Below are 21470 nucleotides of genomic sequence, written 5' to 3' on the forward strand. Positions count from 1 at the left end.
CTCTGCTCTCCCTTCATCTATGTAATTCTCCGCGGCACGATTCAAAACTCGGTATATTTAGAATAAGCCAGTTCACAATTTTCAACAAGCCTCTTATTGTTCTTCCTTACAGCACCAGCTCGGCGCTGCCCTTAACGGTCCAACTGACTGGCTTCAGCAGATTGTACATCCGCGGGTACTGGACGCCAATGATGACCACTACGCCGGGCCGGTTCAGGGTGACGGAATATTCATAGGCCGGCTGCTCATAGCGGTAGGGAAAGGAATGCTCCGCGCCAATCACATCCAGCACCAGCACCGATACCTGCCCCTGCAGAAAGGCGCTGGGCAAAGGAACCAACTGCTCATCCAAGCGAAGATTCTCCCTCAAATATAGAAGGGCCGTCTCCCTGGCCTGCACCTCATCCAGATCTACCTTTCCCTCCGGCAGCAGCTCCCTGTCCAAAACTTGAGCCCCTGCATGGGCCGCGCGGTTTACGCCATGCTTCAGATCAAAATACTGGTGCATAGCCAATTCTTCATCCGCCTGCAGCGCAAACAGCGACATGCAAAACGCAATCAGCAAAATAAACAGCAGCAGCTTGTTCATGGCACATATTCGCTCATTTTCATCCCGGCGGCCCCCATCCGGTCGGAGCTTCCCGGGGAGCTGATCCCCAACAGCCGGTCCACGCCGAACAGATTGCCGTAGGGATAGGTAATCACCAGCCGGAGGCCGTCCCCCCGGGGGAGAGGGCGGTCCGGGTCCATTGCATCCAGACCGGACCGGGCTGTTACCGCGTAGGCCAGTTGGCTACGGTTGAAGCCTACTTGAACCAGCCGCTCCCGGGAGGCCTCCAGCATACTTTCGTCAATATACCCAAAGGCGCCGCTGGCCCCCACTTCCAGGAGGTAATCCGTTTCCTTCTGCAGCATGGCTTGCCGGAGGATAAGAATATGGCGGTATACAGGAGAGAACATCAGCCAGACCAGCATCAGCGAAAACAGCAAAAACACCAGTATTTGCTTCATCTCGTCAGGGGTTCAGCCGCTCAATAACCGTATGAACCCTGCCCCCTCCATTCCTTACCCCGCTCTCCATACCATCGGGTCCTCCAATAACCGCCTGGTAGATCAGCACAATCACTGCCGTCAGCAGCAGCACAACAAGAAGTTCCTTCATATGATTACACCCTCCCCATTCCCGGCACGTGATTCTCCCCTCCCATCCCCGTCACGGCGAAATCAGGGATGTGATCTGTGAGTTGATGGACGAACCCTTGCTTTCAATTACCGCCTTGGTGCCGGTGGAAGGCGCTGTAATGACAGTGGTGAACATAACAACCACAACGATAAGCAACATAACAGTCATCAGAATATTGCGCATGAAAAATCCTCTCCATTCTTTACCTTTAATTGGTTTAATTTAAGCCCTGAAACAAACGCTGCCCTTCCTGCACCCAGGGGTATATGAAAATTTGAAAGGTGTACATAACGGGAAGCGCCGCGATAACAAACAGCGCATAGGATGCGGATTCCTTGCGGCTGTCCCGCAGGAGCTCCAGCCGCTCCTTGCAATCGTCCACCCGCCGCCTGAGCAATTGGTAATACGCTTCGTTGTCATACAGCCTCAAATAATTCAGCGTTTCGGCAAAGCCGTACCCTTCCTCCGTCCCCAATCTTGCGCGGAAGCTCCCAATAGCCGCCTCCGCATCCTGATACCATTCATTCAGCAAAAGCTGCCAATCCTGCCTGATCAGCCGGGTATAATCCATGCAGCGCATCAGCTTCCCGTGGAGGGGAAGAGGCGAAGCAGTAAAATACAGCAGCTGCCGGGACACGGCATAAATTTCCTCCGCGATGCGATTGGCCCGCCCCTTGCGCAAATGCTCCAGAAAAAAGCGGTCCATCCAAAGGCAGCAGAGCGCACCGGCCAATACGGCCATAACCGCATACGGAGAAACGGTCCACAGCGGAGTCAGGCTGTTCCGGAACAGCCAGACCGCCAGCAGAAGCAGAGAAGTGGCGGCCAGCGCCGCCCTTCTTCCCAGCCGGTACCACTCCGGATGCAGCCTCAAGCCTGCGCCTGCCAACAGCTGCCTCCGCTCCGCATCCTCCTCGCTGCCATCCCGTCCCGGCCTCATTCCCATCAGCAGCATAAGCCAGCCGGGAGGGGCAGCCTGGGCCAAGCCGGCCGGTCGGGCGTGGAAGCGGACAATCCGGATAGGACGGGCCGCCCCTCTCAGCAAATAAAACACAGCAGCATAGCAGGCGCCTGCCAACAGCGCCAGCATCCCCGCCAACACGCCATACAGCACCATTCTCTCCATGTTTCCCTCCTAAGGGCTTTCCAGGGGAAAGCCCACATCGTAAGCATAAGCTGGGACTTTCCGAAGGAAAGCTACATCGTAAGCATAAGCCGGGCTTTCCGAAGGAAAGCCTACATCGTAAGCATTTCTCACACCCGCCTGATGGACAAATAAATCCCCAACAGCAGCGAGCCGCATATCAGCACAACGGCATTAAGCAGCATGTTCTTGCCCTCGGGGCTGTAAAAGTAGAAGCGGACGGAATTTCCATAGTTCAGCTTCAGGTTTACGCCCATAAACAGCGCCAGAAAGAATGCCGGCGAAAAACTGGCCAAGCGGATTTCCAGCAGACGGTTCCGGGCCTTTTGGTCAAAAAGCTGGGCCCGCCGCATATCATCGATCAGCTCCTTAAGTCCGGAGGCCATATTCACCCCCTCCTGCAAAGCCAGCCGCATCAGGTTGGCAAAATAACGGGCCCAGATATGGCCATGCTCCAGCTCGAAAATCCGCAGCGCATCCTCCGGCTCCTTGCCGGCAGAGAGATTCCGCTGAAGCTGCTGGAAGCTGGGTTTGACGGGATACGCCAGCCGGTCCTCGGCAATAACGGCCTGCAGCACATTGCGGATGTTGGGATGCTCCGTCAGCAGAAGCTGCTGGTAAAACACCTCCGCCGCCGGCAAAAACTGCAGCCTGGTGCGGAGCTGCCGGGAGAGCAGCTTCATCCGGAGCACCACATAGGGCGCAATCCCGCATACCGCCCCCAGCACCGCCACCCCCTTCAGACTTTGAAAGAAGAACACCCCCAGAATCATCCCCGCCAGCAAAAAAAGCATACAGCAGGTGGCAAAAGCGCTCACCGTGGTGAAAAAGCGGGTTACCTCGATCATGTCCTGCAGATGCCGCCGGAGAGGAAGGCTGGGAAAGATAATCCGGCTTCGGACAGGCTTCCGTTTGCCCGCAGACAGCCGCGAGCGGGCGGCATGACGGCTTCCCAGAGCCAGCCCCAGACGCTGCAGCGTAATGAACAGCAGCATAAACAATAACAGCGAAAGCGAACCCTGCAATATAGTCAGAAGCACCGCTCCACCCCTCCCTTCTCCCGGAAACGCTCCAGTCTGTCATATCCCGCCGGGTCCGCCCGCTTCATCCGCTCCCTGGACTGGAGGGACAGCTCAAGGGGATACTGCCAGCAGTCGGCGGCGGGATCATACCGGACCCAATCGCAGACCGTAACGGCGCCGTCGGCAAAGGCAAACTCGCCAATGCGGGTAATCCGGCGCTTCCCGTTTACCAGCGCCATTTCAATGCCGATCTGGGTGACATATTGGGCAATCCGGCGGACCAGCCGGGCCGGCTCCATTCCCCTGTTCTCCATGAGGCACATATCGGCAATGGCGTCGGGCGCATCCTCCAGCGCACTGGCATGAACAGTGGTCATGCTGCCTTCATGCCCGCGGGTGCAGGCCCGCACATACAGGGCGGCGTCCTGGTCCCGGATTTCCGCATGAATAATCCGCTTGGGGGATTGGCGGAGCGCCAGCTTAAACGCCTGAGCGCCGTCATGCCGGGAGTCATCCTCATCAACCTCGTACTCCACACAGTTCTTTTGCGGAAAATCCCGCTTAATCCGCAGCTCATACCGGGATTCGATGGTCACCAGCCGCTCGTGATCCGGCATTTCCCGGATCAGCGCTTTAATAAGGGTGGTTTTCCCCGAATTGGTGGAGCCGGTTATGATCAGGTTGAAGGAGGCCCGAATCAGCATCCGCAGCAGCTCCGCCATGGCCGGCGACAGGGTACCGGCAGCAGGCCGGGACAATTCCTCCAGATCAAACAGCGTCTGCGAATAAAAGCGGATGGTCAGGGTGGGAGACGAGGTAAAGCCCATTCCCGTCATGGTGACCCGCGCCCCGTCCAGCAGAGTGACCTCGGCCCATTTTTTGCGGACATGGAGGGAATCTCCGTTAAACAGCACCAGATTCTGCTGCAGGCGCTCCAGTTCCTTGGCGGATTGAAGCCGTACCGGCGACGGAACCGGCACCCCCTGCCGCACCTCAAAGACCTGCTCGCCGATCACCTGAATCTCCTCCAGCCCGGCCTTTTGGCGAAGCACCGTATCCAGCACATTCCAGCCAATCACCTCGGCAAAAGCCGCTTCCGCAAGGCTGGTATACCGGGTGGAGGGAGGCGGCAGACGGTGAACCCGTTTTTTGGCCAGAATATCCACAATCATCCCCATAATCGCCCGGCGGGCAGGCTCGTAGCCGATAACCGCCCGGTTCAGCGTATCCGTGTAAATTCGCCGCTCCTCCTCCGTCCTGCCCCTGGGGGCGGCCAGCTCCTTGCGGACTTCGTCCATCAGCAGCCGGAACCATTCGTCCTCCCCTGCCTGTCCGGCGGAACCGCCGCCGCTTCTGCGGCTTTTCTCCTCCTCCAGCTGACGCCTTTTGTCCGCATAGGACAGGACTGAAAACCGTTGATCCATAAGAGCCTCAAAACCTCCTTATTCATTGATTCCGGCGGGCCTGCCGTCCTCCCAGCAGAAGCCGGCATTGCCGTCCCAACAAGGTCCAAAACCCTTCCCTGGAAGCCAGCCCCGCCGCCGCCACTCCCAGCTCCCTGCACAGCGGCAACAGCGCCTGGGTAAAACCCTCGTTGCCGTTGATATATTCCGCCAGTCTTCCCTGTCCCAGCAGCCGTCTAAGCTCCGGGTCCGCCTTCACCACAGCTGCCAGACCCATGCCGGTTTCCTTCGCCGCATCCTGCGGGGTCAGGCTGTCGCTGCGCTGCTGCTGGGCCACAGCCAGCCGGAACTGCCTCGGATCGATTCCGAACAGCGGCGCCATCTGCTTCAATCCCCGGTTGACATCCTCCTGGAAATGTCCCAGCTCAAGGGAAGTGACCAGAACCCGCTCATCCGCCTGCATCAAAGCTGCAAGAGTGGCGGCGTTGTCCCAATAGGCATTCACCTCCACTACACAGCGGGGGAAACATTGTCTGGCGGTATCCAGAAGGTGGCCGATATCCTCCGGCTGAAAAAACTCCGCCTGCTCCCGCTGGAGGGAGCCAAACAGCACATGCACTCCCGGAGCCCCTTTTACCTGTTCCATGCGGGATTTCAGGAAGCCGGGAGTCAGGCTGCCGGAGCGCAGCTCTGCCCGAATCTGGTCCAAACCCGGGGGACAGGGCTCCAGCCCCAAATAATGATGCAGCTTCGAGCTTTTCAAATTCAGGCATAGATACCCTGCCGGTTCGCCGGAGAGCCGGGCCAGCAGAGCCGCCGTTCCAAAGGACAGCACCGTCGTCCCAATATTGGGCGTAGACCCGGTAAACACAATCAGTTTGCCATATCCGCTCAAGGGATGTTCCCTCCTTCCTCCTCAGGCTTGGACGCGGACAAGAAGGCAATCACCAGCTTGTTCTGCTTCGCGCCGCAGGCCTCGTCAATCAGCCGCCACTGGTCCTCGCTCAAATTGAGGTTCAGCTGTTCCGCCCTGCCGTTGGCGTCTCTGCGGGAGAGATACAGCTTCTCCTTGTCGCCGTTCACCTTGGCGATAATGCTCGGCGCCTTGGGATCATCCACCTCCGTATTGGCGGAGGACTTGACGGAGGCTACCGTCACCGCCTCCTCCAGCAGGCGGACAGTGCCGCTTTTGCCGGATGCATAAATTGCCACCTGATCCCCCGCCCGGATTCCCCCCGGAATGGACAACACATACTCCTTAGGTATGGGGAAGGTTGCCTGTCCTGGAGCGGGCAGCAGGGAGAACCGGTCAATTTTCCAATCCAAAACAGGCTCATGGGTTCCCAGGGGAACCAGCGTCCATTTGCCAACAGCGGCCTCCATGGTCTCCAACGTGCCGGAGCGCACTCCGCTTTTCACAACGGCAACCAGCTCCAGCATCTCCGCCTCAAGCCGGGTTCCTGCCGGGATAAAATCCTTGGGGGCCACAATCCGCACCGTTTGCTGCAGCTCCACCTGCCGGATCAAAATCAGATAAACGCCGTACACCAGCAACAGGGCCAGCAAGGCCGCCGCCAGGCTGTAGCCCAAATTCCTTCTTCTCGTCAACCCTTTCTCTCCTTTCTGACGGACGAAAAAAAGGACGCAAACCAGGGAGAGCTTCCCAGGTTTGCGTCCTTCGCAAAACCAATAATCCGTTTATTCATGTTGAGGCTATCTTATCAGACAGGCACAACGGGCGTCAAGTAAATTTTTACAATATTACCGGATAAAGCTTCCGCCATACAGATAGCGGTACTCCCAGGTTTTGCCGCTGATGCTGTCCACCCGGACACCGCCGGATTCCGGCGAATAGGTATGCAGCATCTGGCCGTTGCCCAGATAGATGGCCACATGGGTCACTTCCTGAGTCTTCCGGTTCACATTGGCATAATCCGAGGCTTTGGAGCCGGCGTAGGACATGAAGAACATCAGATCGCCGCGCTTGAGATTTTTCCAATCCATCTCCACCTTGCCCAGGTCCTGAACATAAGCGGCCTGCCCCCGGGAGTCGGCGGGGATGGCAGTGGCTGTCACATTCCAGAAGGCTTGGAGAACAAAATCGGAGCAGTCAAAGGTAGTTGTATCATAACGGGTAGAGCCAAATTCATAAGGAGTGCCCATATACTTCATGCCCTCGGCAATGAAGGCCTCAATCAGGTCGGCCTGGGACAGCTGCATTTTGTATACGTCGGTATTCAGCTTTATGTATTTGGAGTTGGTGCTGGCATACCCTTCAACGCCTGCGGCATCCCGCACTTTATACCAGCTGTCGTTCGCCTTCTCCAGAACCAGCAGCTCTTCGCCCTTGGCCAGCATCCGGATGACATCGCCTGATGTGTTTGGGGCTTTTCGCATATTCACCCCGTAGATAACCTCTGCATTGCTCTCGATCTCCATATATTTGTCGCTGGCGGATATGTAGCCTTGCTGGCCGTTCTGATCTTCAATCCGATACCAATAGGGGTTTAGCTCCTCCAGGACCGTAACCGGTTCGTTTTTCTTCAGCATCCGGATCAGGGAGCCTGAGGTCGAAGGTTTGGCCCGGAAGCTGACGCCTGCGACGATCTTGCCCTTGGTAAGGACTCCGTCTTCGGCGGCGGCGGTGAGGGGGAGGAGCATAACCAGGAAAGTGATGACAAGGAGCAGCGGCAGGATGCGTTTCATCTGTGGAACCCTCCATTGGTATAATGTCGAAAGCATCGAAAAGAAGCGCTCCTCCAGCCAAAAAAATCGGAAAACCGGATCATTCGATGCCCTTCGTATTCCCATTATAAATTGAGGGGGTCCTTGTCGAATATAGAGCAACAGGACGGTTTATGCCAAATTCATCATGCCCCGGTACCTATTGACACACTGAAAAATCTTGGAAATTTTGTGGCATCTTTGTTTCCGCAGGGACATGGTCTTCAGGCTTTCCGGCCATATCATACAGCATCTTCTTGCGGAATTCATTGGGGGAGCATTCCTTGAACTTGCGGAACATTTTGTAGAAATGGGCCATATTGGACATCCCTACCTCTTCCCCGATTTGGGAAATGCTCAAGTCCTTGGTGAGCAAAAGCCGCTCAGCCCTTCTGATTTTCTTGAGGGTAATATAATCCACAAACGAGATGCCCATAGTTTTTTTGAAATATTTCACAAAATAATGGTAGCTCATATTGGCCAGCTTGCAGGCCTCCTCCACCTGCAGCTTGTCCCCCAGATGGGTGTCGATGTAATCCAGAACCGGACGCAGCCGGAGAATGTCGGAATTTTCCCGGGAAGGAATCACCTTGCGTGTATCCGCTCTCAGGAGCGTCAGGATAATCCGCTTGATCTGGATGCTGATGGCAATTTCGTAGCCTTCCTGCTTGGACTGGAACTCGTCGTTAATGGTTTGGATGCAGCCGGAAACAATCCTGCGCGCTTCAGGATTCTCCCGGAAGATATAGTTCAGCCTGCTTAAGGGGACGGACGAGTCGGCAAAATAACGGTAATAGGGCAAACCGCTGTGCTCCAGATGCTCCTGGATATCAAACTGAAAAACCAGGAAAGAGGCATTGTCGCAGGGATAGTCCGTATGCAGCTCGTTGGACCCGATGAGAATCAGGTCTCCGGACTGCAGCACAACAGGGGTTTCGTTCAGATAAAATCCGAAGCGCCCCTTAAGCATCAGAATCAGCTCGATCTCCTTATGGTAATGCCAGCGGGTCACCTTCTGGTCCGGCTGGCAGGAACGGACGGCGTCAAAAATTTTCACCGCCAAAAATGGATGCTGGTACTGTATGTTTTCCCGGATAGATTCCATAACCGCCTCCACATGTAAAACCCTGTTGTCCTTTATTGTACCATAAGCATCGGCAGAAATGGACAAGAGTGTTCGTTCTCATCCACCCGGAAGCCTGCTATAATGAGAACATGACAGAATACTGCGGAAGAGCGATTGGCGGAGGATTTCGTATGGAAAGGCGTTTTGTGGCGGAAGCGGTGATGCTAGCGATATACGGCCAGCTTCTGGTCCCGGCCCAGCCGGTTGAATATGTTATGCCCTACTCCAGCCTGATGGAGCTGTATGATCTTCTGGAAAGTCCGGAGCCCATCATGTCCATGGAAGAGGACGACACCTACGTGCGCGCCTATATCAAGGGGCTGATCGACTTCTTCGAGGAGCCGCTGAACAAGAAGAAAATCGAACGGGCCCTGGCCTCCCCCTGGAAAAAGAGCCCCACTCTCCTTGTGAACGAGCGGGTTTCCGTTACTGTGGTATATGCCCTGGAGAACGCCGAATACGGAGAAACCTTCGACCCCATCGAAACGGATCTGATTCTGCTCTCCTTAAGGGAAAAGCTGCCTATTCTTACGGATCAGTTGGAGTTTGTGGATAAGGTGATTCAGGCGGCCGTTCCGGTGCAGATTTTTGACATTGAGGATTTTGAATACGCCGTTGAGGCGGATATCCCGCTGGAATTTTAAACGTGGCGCGCAAGAGGCCCCCCGGCTTAACAGCCGGAGAGCCTCTTTTTTTACGTTAGCCGACAGTCAGCGGATTGCCCCGCTCATTTCTTCATGGCCTGGAGAAACCAATCCCAGCCAAAGCCCACATGCTCCGGCTTATGGGAGTCGGAGCCGTACACAAGGGCAACGCCCGCCTCCCGGCATTGCTTCAGGAACCACCCGGGCACATACGGCTTTCCGCAGGTGGGCACCCGCAGCCCGGCGGTATTCACATCCAGGCCGAAGCCCGTCTTGACCAGAAGCGGCAGCAGCCTCTCCAGCCTGCCCCGGATGAGCTCATCCGCAAGGGGCGGAAGGGCAGAGCTGAACTTCTCGATGAGATTGATGTGTCCGATGCGCACTCTCCCGGGCAGCCCCGCCTCTTTGGCCCATTCTATAGCCTGCTCCACATGATTGTAATATTCCTCCGCCACTGCCTCCATGGAGCCGTAATACCCAAGCAGCCCCTCGCGGAAATCCTCCGCCGTGAAGTCGATGCAGCGCATGCCGCCCTTGCCGGGCAAATAATGAACCGACACCACAATATCCTCCAGAATGTCCGCCCACGGCTCCAGCATGGCCTCCGAATAAGCGGTGGCGCCATGCAGGTAATCCACCTCCAAGCCCGCAGGAATGTCGATAATCCCGGAATAGCGCTGCTTCATCTTCCGCACATAGCGGAAGTAGGCCGGAAGCTCGGCAAGCGGCATGGCCAGCTCCTCCATCAGCGCCGGATTATCTACCCACCCCTTGGGCAGCGGCGGATGCTCCGTTATGGAGTACCGCTGGAACTCCTGCCTCACCGCCTCCTGAATGTACCTCTCCTGAGGTTCAGGGCTGCCGTGTTTGCAGTAGCGGGTATGGGTGTGTCCGTCCCATTTGATCATAGGCGCTGCTCCGCAAGCGGAAGCCATTTCAGCACATCCTGGATGCGGGCATCCCAGATATCCCAGCTATGGCCTCCCGGCCCTTCCGCATAGGTGAGCTCCAGCCCCTTGCCCTGCACATGGTCCCGGAACCGGAGGTTGCAGTCGTACAGAAAGTCCTCGGTGCCGCAGAATTGGTACAGCTTGGGCTGCTCCTGGCGGTTGGCGGCCAGCTGCGACGCCAGATGGAACAGGTCCGCCGGAGTGCCGTCAATATTCCCGTATTGTCCCAGAAGCCATTGGAATTCATTGCCCGGATGGGACTTCAAAGCCCATTTCACATCCAAGGCTCCCGAAAGACTGGCCGCCGCGGCGAAGCGGTCCGGATGGGTCAGCGCCAGCTTCATGGCTCCGTAGCCGCCCATGGACAAACCGGCGACAAAGTTATCCTCCCGCCGGTCCGACAGAGGGAAGAAGGAGCGGGCCAGGGCCGGCAGCTCCTCGCTGACGAACTGCCAATATTTATGCCCGTTGGGCATGTCGGTGTAGAAGCTCCGGTTCACGGCCGGCATCACCACCGCCAGTCCCAGCGCGGAGGCATACCGCTCAATGGAGGTGCGGCGCAGCCAGATGGTGTGGTCGTCGGACAAGCCGTGCAGAAGATACAGGGTGGGATGTTTGCCGCCCCGGTCCGCCGCCTCCATGCCGATTTGCTTTTTGGCCACCTGGGGCACGATTACATACATGGAGGCGGAGACGCCCAATGAATCCGAGAAAAAATGACAGTCCATAAATGCCATGGGATTGCAGCTCCTTTTGGATAGAGGGATGAGAGTAAAGCGGCCTTACGGCAGCACGTACACAATGATGGTAAAGAAGTGGCAGATGCTTCCGCCCAGCACAAACAAGTGCCAGACGGCATGGTGGTAAGGAAAGCTGCGCCATACGTAGAAGATGGTCCCCAGGGTATAGAGCAGCCCCCCGGCCACAAGGAGAATGACCCCGCCTTGCGCCAGGTTATGGGTCAGCGTATTCCAGGCGAAGACGATGATCCAGCCCATGGCGATATAGAAAATCGTGGAAGTAAACAGAAACCGTTTGGTGAAAAAGGCCTTAAAGGCAATCCCCGCCAGGGCGATGCCCCACACAATGCCGAACAGCGTCCAGCCCAGCGGCCCGCGGATGACATTGAACAACAACGGCGTATAGGTGCCGGCAATAAACAAGTAGATGGAGGAATGGTCGAAAATCTCGAACAGATCCTTGACCTTGCCCTCGGGAAAGCTGTGAACCAGAGTCGAGCAGGTATATAAAATTAGCATGGTGACGCCGTAAATGGTGAAGCTCACCACATGCCAGGCGCTTCCGTCCCGACTGGCGAATACGACCAAGAGAACCAGGGCCGCGATGCTTAAGCAAGCGCCGATGCCGTGAATAATCGCATTGGCGATCTCTTCGCGCCGGGTATACACGTGCGTGTTTGCCACTGCAAATCCTTCCTCTCCGCGTGCGTGATCCTACCCATTATACTCCAATTCGCGCCGCAAAAGCACCCTTTCGGAATAACTTCAACCCGTTGCTTTTGGCTCCTTCCGCACCTATCATAAAGATATTGCGGCATTTGGCCGGAAAATTTGCGGGTTTCGGGGTGTTTTCCGATGTGGTGGATATGGATTGCCCTGCTGCTTCTGGCAGCAGCGGCGGCGTTTGGCGCGGCCTTGTGGCATTTTTCCAGCAAGGTGGTTCGGATCAAGGTTTGGGACGAGGAGCGGATCACCCGTTTCGAGACGGACAGCGGAGTGCTGGAACCGGCGTATCTGGAGGCGCTTCCCAAGGAGGACGTGACCATCGCCTCTCCCTATGGGTATGCCCTCTCCGGCTGGTTCATTCCCTGCGGCGGGGACAGCAATAAAACCGTTATTCTTGCCCACGGCGTGACCCGCTCCAGAATCTCCTCCATCAAATATGTGGAGCTGTTCCGCAAACGGGGGTTTCATGTGCTGGCATACGACCAGCGCAGACACGGCAAAAGCGGCGGTTCCTCCACTACCTACGGCTTCTATGAAAAGGAGGATCTGCGGGCTTGGACGGATTGGGTGTTCCGGCGCATGGGGCCGGGCGCTGTCGTCGGCACCCACGGGGAGTCCATGGGCGCCGCCACGGTGCTGCAGCACGCAGCCTCGGATGACCGGGTGCGGTTCTGCATCGCCGACTGCCCCTACTCCGATATTGTCGGGCAGCTGATCTACCGGCTGAGGGTGGAGTATCCCCGCTTTCCCGCGTTTCCCACCATTCCTCTGGTGGCCCTGATCTGCCGGCTGCGGACCGGGGCGCGGCTGGACATGGCGGAATCCCTGCGTCACCTGCCCCTGCAGTCGACGCCGGTGCTGTTCATCCACGGCCAGGAGGACCGCTACATCGAGAAGCGGATGACGGAGGAGCTGTTCCGGCTGAAGCAGGGGCCGAAGCGGCTGTATCTGGCTCCGGAAGCGGACCATGCCGAGGCGTATATGAAAAACCCCGACGAATACGACCGCATCGTCGGGGAGTTTCTTCAGGAGGCCGGGATATAGGGAAAACTGTGCCGGCCCGCAACTACCGCCCGGTCTGCACCGCCGGTTCCTCCTCCGGAACCGGCGTGTACCGGCCCGGCCAGAAGGACCATTTGCCGAGAAGCCGGGTCAAGGCGGGCACCAGGAACGGGCGCACCACAAAGGTATCCAGCAGCACGCCGATGGCCGTTATGATCCCAAAATGGACCAGAATCTGAATGGGCAGAGTGCCCAATACAGCAAAGGTTCCGGCCAGAATCAGGCCTGCTGAGGTGATTACCGATCCGCTTTCCATCACACCCTCCCGGATGGCCCGGGACAGGGGCATGGAGCGGCTTTTTTGCCAGATGCCGGAGATCATGAAAATGTTGTAGTCTTCACCCAGCGCCACCAGGAAGACGAAGGCGTAGAGCGGAATGAAGCCTTGGATGGCATCCGCCCCCAGGATGTAGTGAATCACAAGCCAGCCCAGTCCCAGTGCGGAGAAATAAGACAGGAGCACAGTGGCGATCAAATAGGCCGCCGCAACAATGGACCGCAGATAAACGAGCAAGAGCAGGGCAATCAGCGCAATGACCACCGGTATAATGACTGCCGCATCCCTGTCGCCGGTTTCTTTGGTGTCATACTGGGCTGCGGTTTGCCCCGAGATCCATACCTTGCCTGAACCATCCGCCACCCCCGACGCATCCAGCGCCTTTTCGGCAGCCCTGCGCAGCTGGGGAATCGTATCCATGGCTTCCGCCGAATACGGGTTCATCTTCAGCTCCACTTCATAAGCAACCAGCGTGGCAGCGGTTTTGCCCTTGACCGGTTCGGATACCTTGCTGACGAAGGGCAGCGCCTTGAGTGCGGCTGCGCCGTCCACCTGCTTGCCGTCCGTATCCAGCATCACCTTGACGGGAGCAAGCTCGCCGGGACTGAATTGCTCGGCAATCACCGCAAAGCCCTGGCGGGATTCCATATCCTCCGGAAACGAGGACAGGGTATCGAAGGTATAGCTGATCCGGGGGGCGAAGGAGGCCAGCAGCCCCAGCAGAATTGCCGCCGTCAGGGCCACCGTCCACGGCTTCCTGACAATCCAGCCGCTGAAGATGCTGCTGTAGGGATGGGCGGGACGCGGAGGAGCCAGCGCTTTGCCGGTGCGGACAGCCCGCTCCTCCAGCATTTCCCGGGTCCGCGGAACAAAGGGATAAAAGGAGGTCCGGCCAAGCACCGCCAAGAGGGCGGGCACCAGGGTGAGGCTGGCGATGCCCATAACAAGAATGGACAGGCTGAAGGGCACGGCAAAGCGGTGATAGGCCCCGAATTTAGCCAGAAGCAGCGCCAAAAGGGAAAGCACCACTGTAAACCCGCTCATGGCGATGGCTCCGGAGGAGCCGCTAATGGCGCGGAGCAGCGCTTTGGTCTTATCCTTCTCCTGCTTCAACATCTGCCGGAAGCGGGCAATGAGAAACAGGCAATAATCCGTTCCGGCGCCGAACAGGAGCACGGTCATAATGGACATGGCCTGGGAATCCACCTCAATCCAGCCCATGGAAGCAATCCAGCCGATAAGCGGGTTCACCGCCGCATAGGCAAAGCCCACTCCCACAATGGGAATCAGCGCCAGAATCGGCGAGCGGTAAATCAGAAGCAGAATGACCAATACCAAGAGAACCGTACCGATCAGCAAGGACACATCCGCGCTTTTGAAAAGTCCCACCGCATCCACCTGGATGCCCACAGGACCGGATACCCGGGCGCTCAGCTCCGCCCCATCCGTTTTGGCGGCAAAAGGATCGGAGCCCAACAGGGCAGCCGTCTTTTCCTTCAGCGTTTCCAGATCGGTTTTGAGGCCGTCTGTGTCCGAGCCTTTCTTGAACATCAACGGGAATACCAATGTGCTTTGGTCTTGGGAAAGCTGTCCGCGCAGCGACTGTGCAGGCATATTATGCAAGGGCGGCACCAGAAGCTGATGGGTCAGGGGCTCCTTTTCCAGGGTGCGGGTGATATTCTGGATTCCTGCCAGATCCGCCTCCTGCATCCCGCCGGACCGGTGCCATACCAGCAGCGCGGGAACTCCGGCGTCCCCCGGGAACTCGCGGGCGGCCAGCGCCTCGCCGACAACGGAGGGCGAGTCCGCCGGAAGATTGGCGGCAGCGTTGTTTTCCTGGCTCTTGGCCGAAGGCAGCAGCATGCTTAATCCGCCTGCCAGCAGGACCCAGACCAGAATCGTTATCCATTTGGTGCGGGGGCCGGCCACCGCGCGGCCGTATTGCTCCCAAAGCTGCTTTTTGGACATGGCAAACGCTCCTTTGTCAATAGCGGATGATAGCATTCAAAACGGCTTTTCTTTACAATAAATACAGCAATCCCATTATATATACCGAAGGGTTAATTATTCAAGGGGAAGTGAAGGGTTTGGAGCCAAAAAGAAGACGCCCCCCCGGACGCCCTCCGAAAAATCCGGAGCCCCAAGCCGGAATTGAGGAGCAGCTGCTGGAGGCGGCAGCCCGTTTGTTCATGGAGAAGGGCTATGAGCAGATTTCTCTGGAGCAGATCGCCACGGACTGCCAGGTTACGAAAGCTACTATCTATTACTATTATTCCAATAAATCCGTACTGTTTACCCAAGCGGTGGTTCACCTGCTGGGTCATGCAGCGGATATAACCGGCCAATTGCTGGCCGGACCGGGAACGCTGAAGGAGCGCCTGGTCCGGATTGCGGAAGGCCATCTGAGCGAAACCCGGCCGGATTTGATGACGATGCTGAAGGAAGCGGAGTCCCGGCTTTCCCGGGACCAGGTGGAGGACATCCGCCAGGCGGAGGAGCGAATCCATCTGATTATGGCCGAAGCCTTCCGGGACGCCTGCGGCCGCGGGGAGCTGAAGCCCCTTTCCCCCACCTTCCTGGCCTATTCCTTCTCCTCTCTGCTGATGCTGGGCAACCGCACCGTGCTGATGGAGGAATACCCTTCCGTACGGGAGTGGGCCGAAGCCATTGTGGAGCTGTTCCTGGAGGGCACCTCCCTTTAGGCCATGCCGCATTACATGTTTGCAAACCAAATAGAGCCGTCCGGACATTCAGCCTATTAATGGCTGCTTGTCCGGGCGGCTCTATCTTTTTTTGCTAGACAAGGTATAGAAGCGCAAAATCCGGCCATGCTAGTAATCATACAGCTTCCCTTTGCCAGATTCATAGATTCGATCATACCGGCGGCGACCTGCCGGAAACCTATTAATGGAGGATGATGAATGCGATGATACGCCACATGCGCAATGCTCTTTTGCTGGTGCTTCTCCTGAGCCTTGTCTCCCCCTGCGGAAGCGCCTCTGCCCGCTATTTGCTCAGCGACGATGAATGGGATGTCCACATTGCTCCGACAGCCGCCGCGGCGGCAGATATTCCCGCGCCGGCCTGGACCACTGCCGCTGCGTCGGCAGCTCCCGCACCGGTAGCCGAAAGTCTGGTCTATGTTGTCAGCTCAGGGGATACCCTCTCCAAAATTGCCGCCGGCTTCGGCACTACAGTTGCTACGCTGCAAGCCTACAATGAGCTGGCCAATCCCAACTTTATCCAGATTGGGCAAAAGCTCAAAATTCCGGAGGTGCCCGTGCCGCTGCTGGAGGGCAAGGAGCCGGTTATTGAACGGGTTCTCTCCACTACTCTCACTGCTTATACCGCCGGGGTAGAGTCTACCGGCAAAACCCCGTCCCATCCCGAATACGGCATTACCTTCAGCGGTGTCCGGGCGGAGGAAGGGCGGACGGTGGCCGTCGATCCCAAGGTTATTCCCCTTGGCTCCACCGTTTATATCGAAGGCGTGGGCATCCGCAAGGCGGAGGATACCGGGTCCGCCATCAAAGGCTCGAAAATTGACGTGTTCATGAATGATGTAAGCGAAGCCCGCACCTTTGGCGTCAAGCGCAATGTCAAGGTATTTGTATTGTCCTCGGCTTAAAGCGCTGCAGCCGGAAAACGGCGCTGACGGGATAATGGTCGGACGGATAACGGCCGTTGTACCTGGAGCGGATCACATCTCCGTGCAGGGGCAGGAGCCCAAAGCCGCCGAACAAATAATCGATGGGTTTGCCCAGTTTCCCGCCCAGGAAGCCATGATGGGTTTTGCCCGCATGCTGGGGGTCGGCGAAGGCATTGGCCAAGGGGCTGCGCTCCCCCTCCAGCTCCTCCTCTCCCGAGAGGAAACGGATGACCGGATGCTCCGGCCCGGCATTGAAGTCTCCGGCCAACAGCACCGGCGTCGGCCCGAAGCTCTCCTGATGCGCCCGGATGGTCCGCCAGACCAGCAGGGCGCCTTGGCGTTTGGCCGTCCGCCCGATATGGTCCAGATGGGTGTTGTACATCAGGATGGAAACCGCCGGCTCCTTCAGGAGCTTCAGTCTGGTCCAGGTGCAGATCCGGGGAAACCGCGCATCCCAGCCGATGCTGCCGGGAACCTGGGGCGCCTCGGACAGCCATATCTGGCCCCACTCCAGGGGAGCAAGCCGCTTCCGGTGATAGAAGATGGCGTTGTGCTCGCCGCTGCCGTCCTTGTTCCGGCCCGATCCCACATGGCCGTACTCCGGCAAAAGCGGGGCCAGCTCCGCCAGCATCCGCCCGGTCAGCTCCTGAAAGCCCACCAGACAAGGCTTCTGGGCGGCCACCGCCAGGGCGGCGCTCTCTCTGCGAAACACCCAGGACCGATGGAAATCCAATAAGCGGCGGACCCGCAGGTTAAAGCTCATAGCTGTAATTTTCACGAGGGGATTGTCACCCTTTCAACCTCATGCTGGAATAGCTTCGTTCAAGCAGGAATTGATTCCATTTTACTCCGATTTTCCGGCTTGGCAAAACCTTTTGCAAAAAACAGCAAAACAAGCACTGCCGCGATTGGGGCAATGCTTGTATGACAGGGCGGAGCCGCTATGCTTTTATTCCTGCATAGGCGATAGCGTCAATCTGCACCTTCAGGCCGGTTGGCCCCCCATGATGGGCAAACTCTGTGGAAATGGTTTTCCGCGCCGGGTACACACCCTGGAATCTGCGCTTGAACACCGCCTCCATCACGGGAATATCCCAGACATCCCGCAGGAGCACATCGATTTTGACCACATCCTGCAGTGTCAGATTTACTAGCCCAAGCCTGTCGCTCATATCATTCAGCGCACCTTCCACCTGCTGTTCGACGGTACCTCCCACATTGCCGACACAAAAGCTTAAGTATACAAAACCGCCTGCCTCAACCATGCCCGAAAAGGCAAATTCCTCATTCACATCGCTTCTTGCAATGCCTTTCACATTGTTCGCCATGTTGCCCCGCTCCTTTTTCTTAGGGATGAGCCTATTATAGGAGGGGAATCCGGACAACAGTATGTCGCTATTTCAGAGAATCGTACAGGTTCAGAATATCTTTGGCACGGCGCAAAAGCTCCTGCCTTACAGCTTCCGGCTCCAGGACGGTCACCTGGCTGCCCAGCTCCAGCAGCACTCCCAGCCAGCCCCGCTCCTTTTCCGGAAGGGTAAGCTCGGCCACCAGCCTGTTTTCTTCCCTGGACCCGCCGATGCAGGCGTAAGGAAACGCCTCTTCAATCCAAATTCGCAGCTCCGGCGCAAACGCCAGCTTGATTCGCACGTATGGACGCTCTTTTTCCGCTTCAGCCCATTGCGCCTCTGCCTGCCTATGATCCCGCCCGACAGATTGTCCGGCGGTGTCAAGACTGCGGATGCGGGACAGCCGGAACAGCCTGTAGGCCTGCTTGCCGCAGCAATAGCCCAGCAGATACCAGGCATGCCACTTGTAGGTGAGCTGCACCGGCTCCACCAGACGCCGGGTGGTGGACAGCTGCGCATCCGTATAGTCAAAATGGACGGCCTTTCCGCTGCGGATGGCCGCATCCAAGGCTGCCAGGCGGTCGACAGCCTCAAAGCCCTCCCGCAATACGCTCAGGTCAAGCTGCAGCCGCGGTTCCGAATCGGTTGCGGCGGGAGCCATGGACAGCATTTTTTCCAGAGTTGCCCCTGCCTCTTTGCTTTCATAAGCAGAGCTGAGACCGCGCAGCGCAATAATCAGCTGCACATAGTCCTCTGTACTGAACAGCTGCCGGCTGAGCTTATAGGTATCCATAATCCGGTACCCGCCGGCCGACCCCAACGCGGAGGCCACGGGAATGCCCGCCATCCCCAGGCCCTCCATATCCCGCTGCACCGTGCGGACGGAGACCTCGAAGCGTTCCGCCAGCTCCCGGGCGCTTACGGTGTCCCGGTTGAGCAAATAGATCAGCATGCCCAGCATTCTGTCAATTTTCATCCGGTTGCCCCCATCGGGGGCGGGGCGTCTCTACAGCTCATGGACGGTGACCTCGCTGCGGACCATAAACCGGGCGTTCACCCCGGCCTGGCCGATCCCTTTGGAGATGTAATAAGCGCCTTGGGGGGAGCGGTGAAGTCCTTTGTAGATGCCCTTGGCCGGAAGCTCGCCCTTGGGCTTGAAGCGGAAGAAGAAGGGGACGTTCAGCTGCTTTCCGTGCAAATGTCCCGACATGAGGTAGTCGTAGCGCTTCCCGATATGGGGAACCACGTTGGGATCGTGGGTGAGGACGATGATGGTGTCGGTTGGTTGGGTCTGGCGGAAGGCCTTGCCGATTTTGCTGTGGCCGGTGCCGAAATTGTCAATGCCCACCAGCGTGCAATCGGGCAGACGAAGGGCTTCATTGCGCAGCAGGGTAATGCCATAGCGGCGGAGCAGCTCCAGAAGCCGGTTCATGCCGCCTTTCATCTTGTAGTCATGGTTGCCCAAAACCGCATAAACGGGCAAACCCGAAGCGGATATAACCTTCAGATAGGGCTCCAGCCGGGGAAGATACCAGGTTTTGCGGGTAAAATCTCCTGTCAGCGCAATCCAGTCCGGCGCTTCCTCCCGGATCATCCGTTCCAGCCTGCCGGGGCTGATCCGCAGCTTCTCCACATGGATGTCGCTGATCTGCAGAATTTTTTTGTTCAGGCCGATGGAATGCCGGATTCGCTCCAGCTTCAGCCATTGGGTGGGCACAATCAGCAATCCGTAGCCCGCCAGAGCGGCAGCCGCTCCCGGAATCAACCATTCCAGCATAATGCACCACCTCCCCGTGAAAAAATCCGCCCTTGGTCACGGACCCGGGAAGGGCCAATCTTCAATACGCCCGGGCCGGCATACATACCATCGCATAAGTATATGATGCGTTGTATTCCATTTTACCGCATGATTGGCAAATCCCCAAAGGAATGTTGCGGTAAAATCCCGTTTTGAAGGTCAGCTTCGCCAATTCGGCGGACGCTTTCCGCTTGCAGCAAATGCAGTATACTTCCGTGTGCATAGGAAGCCCTCCCTTTTTTCCCGATATGTAGCTACCATGATACAAAATGTGATATGATTTGATACACTACGGATCATTATTTTCTTCATAATAAGAAACATTTCGTAGCATGTCAAATCTTTTTGTCCGTTCTTGTCGGGGAATGTATAATGGTTGCGAGATATTATATGCGAGGTGATTCATTTGGAGAACAGCTCGAACAAACGGATTTTTGCTTTTATCGGCTCTTATGCGGAGGCGGAGGAGGATGGCGTATATGTATGCCTGTTTCACCCGGAGCATGGGGAGCTGACAGTTACCGACCGGATTCAAAGTTTGAAAAACCCCACTTTTCTGGATGTTGATCCGGAGAAAAGGATTCTCTATGTGCTGTCGGAGGGACAAACGGGGGGACGCAGCGGAGTGGCGGCCGCTTTTTCCATTGATCCGGAAAAGGGCAAGCTGACCGGGCTGAACCGGGAGCGCACCGTGGATTCCCCCATCTGCCACATCCAGCTGGACAAGAGCCGCCGCTGTCTGTTTACAGCCAGCTATCACGGCGGCCTGGTGGGCGTAAATGCCGTGCTGGAGGACGGGCGGATCGGCCCTTCCGCGCAGGTAATCGCCCATACCGGGTCCAGTATCCTTCCCGCCCAGACCCAGGCCCGGGCCCATTCGGTGTTTGTGGACCCGGACAACCGGTTTGCGGTGGTGTGCGACTTGGGGATGGACAAGATTGTCAGCTACCGGATTGATCCCGAAGGGCCGTCGCTGACGGAGGCCGCCTCAGTGGAGCTGCCGCCGGGTTCGGGGCCGCGGCATTTTGCCTTCCATCCGAAGCTGGCTATGGGATACTCCATCAATGAGCTAAGCTCCACCATTACCGTATTCCGCTATGACCGGACAAGCGGCGTTCTGACGCCGGTGCAAACCGTCAGCACTCTGCCGGGGGATTTCACCGGGGAAAGCGCCACCGCCGACATCCACATTTCCGGGGACGGGCGGTTCCTGTACGGCTCCAACCGGGGCCATGACAGCATCGCCGTGTTTGCCGTAAGCCTGGCGGACGGAACCCTGACCCCGGTGGAATACATTCCCACCCAGGGTGGCCATCCCCGGAATTTTGCGTTGTCCCTGGATGACCGGCTTCTGCTGGCCGCCAACCGGGACGGCAACAACATCGTGGTGTTTAACCGGGACGGCGAAACCGGCAGGCTGTCCGCCAACGGCCGCAGCCTGACGCTGCCCAAGCCGGTTTGCATCAAGTTTGCGGATTTGTCGTAGGCAGCCCGCGCGGGAGCGGGCCGGGCCGCGGCTTGCCCACCAGCACAAAACAGGCCCAGCCCGGCATACCCGGACATGGGCCTGTTTTAATGGAGGCAGATTGGATGTAACTGCTCAGCTATGCGGAAACGAGTATCCGTTTGGATGCCAACAACTCCTCGGGAACAGATGGATGGGTGGGTGGAAG

Annotated in this window: 24 protein-coding genes; 5 read left to right on the forward strand and 19 right to left on the reverse strand. The window is 57.5% G+C overall.

All coding sequences use genetic code 11. The features are described 5' to 3' along the window. Positions 1-106: 106 nt before the first annotated feature. The 11 genes from DQG13_RS22695 to DQG13_RS22735 form a co-directional block, all read right to left on the reverse strand. Positions 107-589 carry a hypothetical protein gene (locus DQG13_RS22695; RefSeq protein WP_113022457.1) on the reverse strand — a complete coding sequence of 161 codons (483 nt, stop codon included), beginning with the start codon at positions 587-589 and terminating at the stop codon, positions 107-109. Beyond that, on the reverse strand, positions 586-1011 hold the full coding sequence (locus DQG13_RS22700) for a hypothetical protein (protein ID WP_113022458.1): 426 nt from the start codon (positions 1009-1011) through the stop codon (positions 586-588). The genes DQG13_RS22695 and DQG13_RS22700 overlap by 4 nt, the downstream gene beginning before the upstream one ends. A gap of 4 nt (positions 1012-1015) precedes the next feature. Continuing rightward, positions 1016-1162: a hypothetical protein gene (locus DQG13_RS30960; RefSeq protein WP_181592930.1), complete on the reverse strand. Its 147-nt coding sequence runs from the start codon at positions 1160-1162 to the stop codon at positions 1016-1018. Positions 1163-1213: 51 nt separating this feature from the next. After that, positions 1214-1366: a hypothetical protein gene (locus DQG13_RS30965; protein ID WP_181592931.1), complete on the reverse strand. Its 153-nt coding sequence runs from the start codon at positions 1364-1366 to the stop codon at positions 1214-1216. 34 nt (positions 1367-1400) lie between these two features. Then, positions 1401-2309: a hypothetical protein gene (locus DQG13_RS22705; RefSeq protein WP_113022459.1), complete on the reverse strand. Its 909-nt coding sequence runs from the start codon at positions 2307-2309 to the stop codon at positions 1401-1403. 128 nt (positions 2310-2437) lie between these two features. After that, entirely contained in the window at positions 2438-3367 is a 930-nt protein-coding gene (locus tag DQG13_RS22710) for a type II secretion system F family protein (RefSeq protein WP_113022460.1), read from the reverse strand. After that, positions 3358-4773, reverse strand: coding sequence for a CpaF/VirB11 family protein (locus DQG13_RS22715; protein ID WP_113022461.1), 1416 nt, complete (start codon positions 4771-4773; stop codon positions 3358-3360). The genes DQG13_RS22710 and DQG13_RS22715 overlap by 10 nt, the downstream gene beginning before the upstream one ends. A gap of 22 nt (positions 4774-4795) precedes the next feature. Beyond that, on the reverse strand, positions 4796-5647 hold the full coding sequence (locus DQG13_RS22720) for a CpaE/TadZ family protein (protein WP_113022462.1): 852 nt from the start codon (positions 5645-5647) through the stop codon (positions 4796-4798). After that, positions 5644-6360 (reverse strand): SAF domain-containing protein, encoded by a 717-nt coding sequence (locus DQG13_RS22725; RefSeq protein ID WP_113022463.1) that lies wholly within the window; start codon positions 6358-6360, stop codon positions 5644-5646. Before DQG13_RS22725 ends, DQG13_RS22720 begins: the two co-directional genes overlap by 4 nt. 153 nt (positions 6361-6513) lie before the next feature. Further along, on the reverse strand, positions 6514-7458 hold the full coding sequence (locus DQG13_RS22730) for a C40 family peptidase (RefSeq protein WP_181592932.1): 945 nt from the start codon (positions 7456-7458) through the stop codon (positions 6514-6516). 178 nt (positions 7459-7636) lie between these two features. Next, positions 7637-8581, reverse strand: a complete 945-nt coding sequence (locus tag DQG13_RS22735) for a helix-turn-helix domain-containing protein (protein ID WP_113022465.1) — start codon at positions 8579-8581, stop codon at positions 7637-7639. A gap of 152 nt (positions 8582-8733) precedes the next feature. Between DQG13_RS22735 and DQG13_RS22740 the strand changes: the two genes are divergently transcribed. Next, complete coding sequence (locus DQG13_RS22740) at positions 8734-9246, forward strand: ADP-heptose synthase (protein WP_113022466.1); 513 nt, start codon at positions 8734-8736, stop codon at positions 9244-9246. Between the two features lie 83 nt (positions 9247-9329). Here DQG13_RS22740 and hisJ read toward each other — a convergent pair whose 3' ends face one another. From hisJ to trhA, 3 genes are read right to left on the reverse strand one after another with little or no spacing between them, the layout of a single operon-like run. Next, entirely contained in the window at positions 9330-10154 is an 825-nt protein-coding gene (gene hisJ / locus DQG13_RS22745) for a histidinol-phosphatase HisJ (RefSeq protein WP_113022467.1), read from the reverse strand. Next, positions 10151-10933, reverse strand: coding sequence for an alpha/beta hydrolase (locus tag DQG13_RS22750; RefSeq protein ID WP_113022468.1), 783 nt, complete (start codon positions 10931-10933; stop codon positions 10151-10153). The genes hisJ and DQG13_RS22750 overlap by 4 nt, the downstream gene beginning before the upstream one ends. A 45-nt stretch (positions 10934-10978) precedes the next feature. Further along, a complete protein-coding gene (gene trhA, locus DQG13_RS22755; protein ID WP_113022469.1) occupies positions 10979-11620 on the reverse strand; it encodes a PAQR family membrane homeostasis protein TrhA in 642 nt (213 codons plus the stop codon). Between the two features lie 171 nt (positions 11621-11791). Here trhA and DQG13_RS22760 point away from each other — a divergent pair, with 171 nt between their 5' ends. Further along, positions 11792-12706 (forward strand): alpha/beta hydrolase, encoded by a 915-nt coding sequence (locus DQG13_RS22760; RefSeq protein ID WP_113022470.1) that lies wholly within the window; start codon positions 11792-11794, stop codon positions 12704-12706. 22 nt (positions 12707-12728) lie between these two features. On the opposite strand, the gene DQG13_RS22765 is transcribed toward DQG13_RS22760, so the two are convergent. Next, entirely contained in the window at positions 12729-14969 is a 2241-nt protein-coding gene (locus tag DQG13_RS22765) for an MMPL family transporter (RefSeq protein ID WP_113022471.1), read from the reverse strand. A 119-nt stretch (positions 14970-15088) separates the two neighbouring features. Between DQG13_RS22765 and DQG13_RS22770 the strand changes: the two genes are divergently transcribed. Continuing rightward, positions 15089-15703, forward strand: coding sequence for a TetR/AcrR family transcriptional regulator (locus tag DQG13_RS22770; protein ID WP_181592933.1), 615 nt, complete (start codon positions 15089-15091; stop codon positions 15701-15703). A 224-nt stretch (positions 15704-15927) separates the two neighbouring features. Further along, positions 15928-16629 (forward strand): 3D domain-containing protein, encoded by a 702-nt coding sequence (locus DQG13_RS22775; RefSeq protein WP_258525816.1) that lies wholly within the window; start codon positions 15928-15930, stop codon positions 16627-16629. Here the strand turns inward: DQG13_RS22775 and DQG13_RS22780 are convergent. The 4 genes from DQG13_RS22780 to DQG13_RS22795 form a co-directional block, all read right to left on the reverse strand. After that, complete coding sequence (locus DQG13_RS22780; RefSeq protein ID WP_113022474.1) at positions 16601-17428, reverse strand: endonuclease/exonuclease/phosphatase family protein; 828 nt, start codon at positions 17426-17428, stop codon at positions 16601-16603. The two genes, DQG13_RS22775 and DQG13_RS22780, sit on opposite strands and share 29 nt — an antisense overlap. 163 nt (positions 17429-17591) lie before the next feature. Beyond that, a complete protein-coding gene (locus DQG13_RS22785; RefSeq protein ID WP_113022475.1) occupies positions 17592-17978 on the reverse strand; it encodes a RidA family protein in 387 nt (128 codons plus the stop codon). Between the two features lie 67 nt (positions 17979-18045). Continuing rightward, positions 18046-18975 carry a helix-turn-helix transcriptional regulator gene (locus DQG13_RS22790; RefSeq protein WP_113022476.1) on the reverse strand — a complete coding sequence of 310 codons (930 nt, stop codon included), beginning with the start codon at positions 18973-18975 and terminating at the stop codon, positions 18046-18048. A gap of 30 nt (positions 18976-19005) precedes the next feature. Beyond that, positions 19006-19776 (reverse strand): metallophosphoesterase, encoded by a 771-nt coding sequence (locus DQG13_RS22795; RefSeq protein ID WP_113022477.1) that lies wholly within the window; start codon positions 19774-19776, stop codon positions 19006-19008. Positions 19777-20173: 397 nt separating this feature from the next. On the opposite strand from DQG13_RS22795, the gene DQG13_RS22805 reads away from it, so the two are divergent. Then, positions 20174-21283, forward strand: coding sequence for a lactonase family protein (locus tag DQG13_RS22805; protein ID WP_258525817.1), 1110 nt, complete (start codon positions 20174-20176; stop codon positions 21281-21283). Positions 21284-21470: the final 187 nt, after the last annotated feature.

Origin of the sequence: Paenibacillus sp. YN15, from assembly GCF_003285005.1 — a bacterium.
In the GTDB taxonomy this organism is placed as follows: Bacteria; Bacillota; Bacilli; order Paenibacillales; family NBRC-103111; genus Paenibacillus_AR.